Annotated in this window: 2 protein-coding genes; both read right to left on the minus strand. The window is 65.1% G+C overall.

Annotated elements, in window-relative coordinates; all coding sequences use genetic code 11:
- Nucleotides 1–83: 83 nt before the first annotated feature.
- On the minus strand, nucleotides 84–2192 hold the full coding sequence (locus VGL01_RS16000) for a tetratricopeptide repeat-containing sulfotransferase family protein (protein WP_331570974.1): 2109 nt from the start codon (nucleotides 2190–2192) through the stop codon (nucleotides 84–86).
- Between the two features lie 48 nt (nucleotides 2193–2240).
- Complete coding sequence (locus VGL01_RS16005) at nucleotides 2241–4739, minus strand: autotransporter outer membrane beta-barrel domain-containing protein (protein ID WP_414720277.1); 2499 nt, start codon at nucleotides 4737–4739, stop codon at nucleotides 2241–2243.
- Nucleotides 4740–5340: the final 601 nt, after the last annotated feature.

The raw sequence follows: 5340 nt of genomic DNA on the forward strand, positions 1-5340 counted from the left end.
GAACGGTACGATGGCTGCATCAAACGCCTCCGTTGCCGTCCGGCCGCAATCAGCGGGCGGACCTCGCGCTCGATGTGGTGACGTCAGGCACGATGCTGGACATCATGGGCATCGATCCCGAGTGCCGCGAGCAGCGGACCGAGATAGCCGGCGTAAGCCTGCCAGCGACCTTTCGATGTTTTATAGATCGGCTGGCGCACCTGGTTGACGCTGGCCGTGCGCACCACCCGGCGGTTGTCATGGAAATTCAGGCAGGCGTCGTCCCACGGCAAACCCATGAAATCGACCAGACGCCGCGCCTCGTCCTCCAGGTTGTCCACCACGGCCTCGTAGTCGACCTCGATGAGGCATTCGGGGGGCAACACCTCGCGCCAATGCGCCATCAGGCGTTCGTAGTGGCGGTAGAACGTGCCCAGTTCGGTCTGGTCGTAGGTAAACCGCTGCTCACCACTGAAGAGCTTCGTATAGCAGGACAGGCACGTATCCACCGGGTCGCGCCGCGCATGGATGATACGTGCGCCGGGCAGCATCAGCGGGATCAGCCCGGCGTACAGGAAATTGCCCGGCATCTTGTCAACGAGGCGTGCTCGCCCCCCGGCAAGCGGCGTGACGCGTGACAGATACTCGCGCCCAAGGTGGGCAGCCTCGTCGCCCGTCATTCCCGGTACCCTGGCCGGGAACAGACCGCTGCCTTCGACCACGAGACGCAGAGCCGACAGCTCACCGGCGCCGGTGACCTGCGGGTGCGACGACACGATCTGTTCGATCAGCGTGGTGCCCGAGCGCGGCATGCCGAGGATAAACACCGGCAATGCCGACGGCTCGCCTGCGGCAGGCAGCCGGGGATACAGTTCCGGTGTGAAGGCTTCTGCGACACGCTCCATCCACTGGCATGTCGCAGCGGCATCGTAGGTAAAGGTCGAGCGTTTCTGGCGGTTGCCCGTGTCGAGGTGATGGAAGGCCCGCTCCGGGTCCTGGATGTCGAGGTACGCTTTGCCAAGCGCGAAATGAGCCGAAATCCGGTCGGTCAGCGAACGTCTTTCGCCTTCGGCGACGCACGCTTCGAGCGCCGCGATGTCGGCGTCGCCGGCCCTGAAGGTCCGCGCATCGGCACGGCCGGCAAGCGCCTGTACCGAGCCCGGAAAAACCCCCAGCACCCGGTCGAAGGCAGCCAGCGCGTCGTCCCGGCGGCCCGCCTCCATGAGCAGCGTGGCGCGTCCGACCAGCGCCTCCTCGGCCACCGCGCCAGGCAGCAGCGCGGCCTGCTCGAAGTGCGCGAGTGCCTCGTCGGTCTGCCCGAGGGACTGGAGCACCGTGGCGAGCGTGTTGTGTGCCTCGGCGCTCTTCGGAGCGAGCGTCACGGCCTGGCGGACAAAGGCGAGTGCCTCGTCAAGTCGCTCGAGCTGTCTGAGCGCCTTCGCGCGCGCCACGAGCGCGGCCGGATGCTGCGGGGCAAAGGCTGCGAGCATGTCGAGTACGCGCAGGGCGGCGTCATGGCGATGACGGGAACTCTCCACCTCCGCCAGGTTCAGATACGCGTCGACGAGGCGCGGGCTAAGTTCAATGGCCCGCTGCGCACTGGCGGCCGCTTCGTCGTAGCGACCCTGGGTGGAGCGCAGGAAGGCCAGGTTGCTGTGCGCCTCGGCGTAGGCAGGATTGAGCGCCAGCGCCTGGTGGTAATGCTGTTCGGCGCGATCCATACGGCCCAGGCGTCTGGATGTGTTGGCCAGGTTGTTGTGCGCCTGCGGCGAGTCGGGCTGCAGCGCAATCGCGCGCTCCAGGCACTCGAGACTTTCTGCGAACTTGCCCACCTCCTGCAGTACGATGCCCAAGTTGTTCCAGCCGGACGCGAGCGCCGGGTCCATCGCCACCGCCCGCCGCGCGGCTTCCTCGCCCTCCGCGAGCAGGCCCTTCTGGCGATACATCTCGGCGAGGTTGCTGGAATAAACGGCCGGCGCGCGCGGCGCCCTGCACGCCTCGCGCAGGTGCGAAATCGCAAGGTCCAGATTGCCGTACGCATGCGCCATCAGGCCCAGCAGGTGTAGCGCCTCAGCCTGGCTGGGCCAGGCGGCCAGCACACGCTGGCACAATTGCTCAGCCTGGTCGGCCTGGCCGGCGTTCCAGTGAGCATGAGCGCGGCCAAGCGCTTCCGGAATACTCATGGCGTCGGAAGAACCCGGCACATTCGACATGCTTGACTCCATCAGGGTGAACGACCTGAATGCGCGGGCATCGCACTATCAGAAAAACTGTCGCAACCGCACAATCCCAGTCTGCGAAACAAACCGCGGCGCTGCCTGCACCTCATACCGTGCCGACACTGTCAGGTTGTTCGCGCGCAGCAGCGTTACCCCCAGCGACACGTCGGCCAGATCCGCCACTGGCGTCGGCCCCACCGTCGTGAATGCTGTCTCTCCCGTCGGGTCTGCCGCGAAGCGCGCCCCGGTCGCCTGTCGCGTGTGGTCGTACTCGTGAAGCCATTGCGCCTGGATATCCGGCACGATCTCGCCGTACGAGGTCGCGAAGCCACGCTCAAGCTTGACGCCCAGACCGCTCCTGACCGACGACGTGTTCGTCGTCCCCACCGACAGCGCCGCTCCATTGCCGCCGCTTTCCGTATAGCTCGCCTGATGAAGGAAGCTATACGTCAAACTGGCCAGCGGCGTGAGCGTCACACCTCGCAACGCGAGCGGGTAACCCGCCTCCGCGCGCGCCACGTACTGCTGGCCGCTGAAGCGGCCACTGGCCACGCCCGAGAAGCCCGTGAAGTCGACCACGCGCGTCGTGTCGTAGCGCTGCAGCACCGCGCCTGCCGATAAGTTCAGGTACCACGGTTCATGCGTGTAGCTCGCATAGCCGATCAGGCCGTACGCGTTCACGCGCGTGGAGTCGCCTGCCGTATCGCCCGCCTCATCGATCAGCGTGTTGCTGTAGGTGAACACGCCCCCCGCACGCCAACGCTCGCTCACCGCCTTGTCCACGCCGAGCAGCAGGCCGCCATAGTTGGCGCTGTAGCCGTCAATACCATCCCGTTCGCCCTGGCTCGCGTGACCACCGAACGCCTGGCCCCACGCGCTCCATTGTGGTGCGGCCTCGCCGGTGGCGACGCCCGTTTCGTTGCCGGCCGCTTGCGCTAGCCGCAGGCTGTTCGTATGCGCGGCCACGATACGCAGCACGTCGAAGGTGGAGACTGATGCCGCCTGGCTGGTCGAGGCGGGTTTGAGCGGGCCGAGCTGCTGGCCGACGCGGTTGGCGCTCGCGCCCGACTGGCTGAGCGCGGCGAGCGTGGCGTTGTACAGGTTCAGCAACTGCGGTTGCGTGACGCCCGTGTAGCTGAACAGGCCGTGCAGGGATGCGGCCGCGTTCGGTACGGTGGCAAGAGACGCCTGCGCTAGCGGCGACGGGGCCGGCGAACTCGGGGTTATCGTGCCGGTACCCGACGAGCTTGACGACGAATTCTGCTGCACGCTATCGATACTCACCACCAGGTCGGTGTGCCCGCTCGTGGTCACCGTGCTGCCCGTCAGCGTGGCGGTGTAGCCCGCAATTGAATACTTGAGCGCGCCGGTGTTATAGGTGCCCGTGCCTGTGGCATCCACCACGACAAAGCGCTGGCCTGCCGCGAAGCCATACCCTGCGCCAGTGCCACGGAGCGTCACGGACGAACCCGCGGCAATCGTCGCGTTGCCTTGAACCACCAGCCGCCCATAGCCCGTGTCGGTCGGATTGCCTGTGGCGCTCGCCCCGGAGGAGACCCCGATCAGGAGCGTGGCTGCCTGCCCCTGGCTGTAGTTGCCCGTGATCGTCATCGGCGCGTTCACCGCCAGCGTCGCGCCCGTGTTGCGGACCGTGTTCGAGCCGACGTTGATCGCATCGTTGAGAAGCAGGTTGCCCGAGCCGAGCACCACGTTCGAGGCTGTGTTGGTAATCGTGCCGGTCGTCCCGCCAGAACCGGTCAGCGTGCCGAATACTGCCCCCGAACCGCCGTTGATCGTCAAATCCTGGCTGGTGTCGTTCTCGATATTGCCCGCGATTGTTCCAGAGTTCGCGATCGGGCCGAGGGTGCTGGACGCGTCATTGAAAAGAGCAAACGTGCTGCCGGTGATCAGGCCGCTGTTGGTCAACGCGCTGATCGTGCCGCCGCTGTTGAGGATGCCTGTGGTCCCGCTGATGGTGCCACCGGTATTGTTTGTCAGCGCCGTGATGGTGCCGAAGTTTCCGATACCTTTGCCGGCGCCGCTGTCGATCATGCCGCTGTTGGCCAGCGAACCGATCGTGCCGAAGTTGTCGACACCGGAGGCACCCCCGCTGATGACGCCGCCCGCATTGTTTGTGAACGTGGTAACAGGGTCGCCGTTGAGGACGCCTATCCCGGTACTGCTGATGATGGTGCCGCTGTTAGTCAGCGAACCAATGGTGCCGAAGCTGAGGAAAATCGCGGTGGTGCCCCCGCTGAAAGTGCCGCTGCCGTTGTTGGTTATCGCGGCGATACTGCCGCCGTTCATCATGAGGCCGATTCCTCCCGGGGCGCTGACGGTGCCGCTGTTGGTCAGCGTGCCAAGCGTGCCGCCTGCCGATATCGATATGTCATTCGTGGTGCTGACGCTACCGGTGGTCGTCACCGTGAAGTTGCCCGAGGTCCATCCCGTGCGCCCGACGACCGGCGTGGTGATGGTGGTATCGACCGCTGCCGCTGCCGGCGCCACTGCAGCCAGGGCCGCAGCCACGGCGATCGTCAAGGCTTTCTGTCTGGGCCCAGGATTTGCACACTTCGTCATGCTTGAAATTCCCCGTTCTTGATCGGTCTTTTTTCGCGGCGCATCCGTGTTGGCGCGTCTGGACGCTGCTCGACTTTCTATAGGTGCGCGTGACCATGCGCAACAGTTTTTTGTCGAAAGCGGACCATATTTTGAAAATGTTGTGTGCCACGCTGATTTCTGCTTACCTCTGGCGCCCGGTTGCAATCGGCCTGTCACGCGGTTTCGTGACTAGTCGCAGTCGTAAATCGCACACGCCAATCCGTCGCTTCCCATAACCCAAATTAAGCCTGCGCAACTCCTTCGAGCGGGCGCTTAACCCTGGCTATTGCAAGGGGAGCGGCCCACCAGCTGCGCGAGCAGGCGGCGAAGCTCGCGCAGGCTGTGGGTGAGTTCAAGTTGGCGCGGGGGTGAACGAGGGCTGGCGCAAATTGTTAAGCGGCATGCCGAGGAAGTGGTTTGATCTTCGGGATAGGCTGCTGCTGCGCCTGCCACAAATCCCATTGCGCCTGCATGCCGACCCACATCTCGGGCGACGTGCCTAGCCATGCAGCAAGCCTGAGCGCAAAACTGGCCGTCACGC

The organism is Trinickia sp. (assembly GCF_036503415.1).
Classification (GTDB): domain Bacteria; phylum Pseudomonadota; class Gammaproteobacteria; order Burkholderiales; family Burkholderiaceae; genus Trinickia.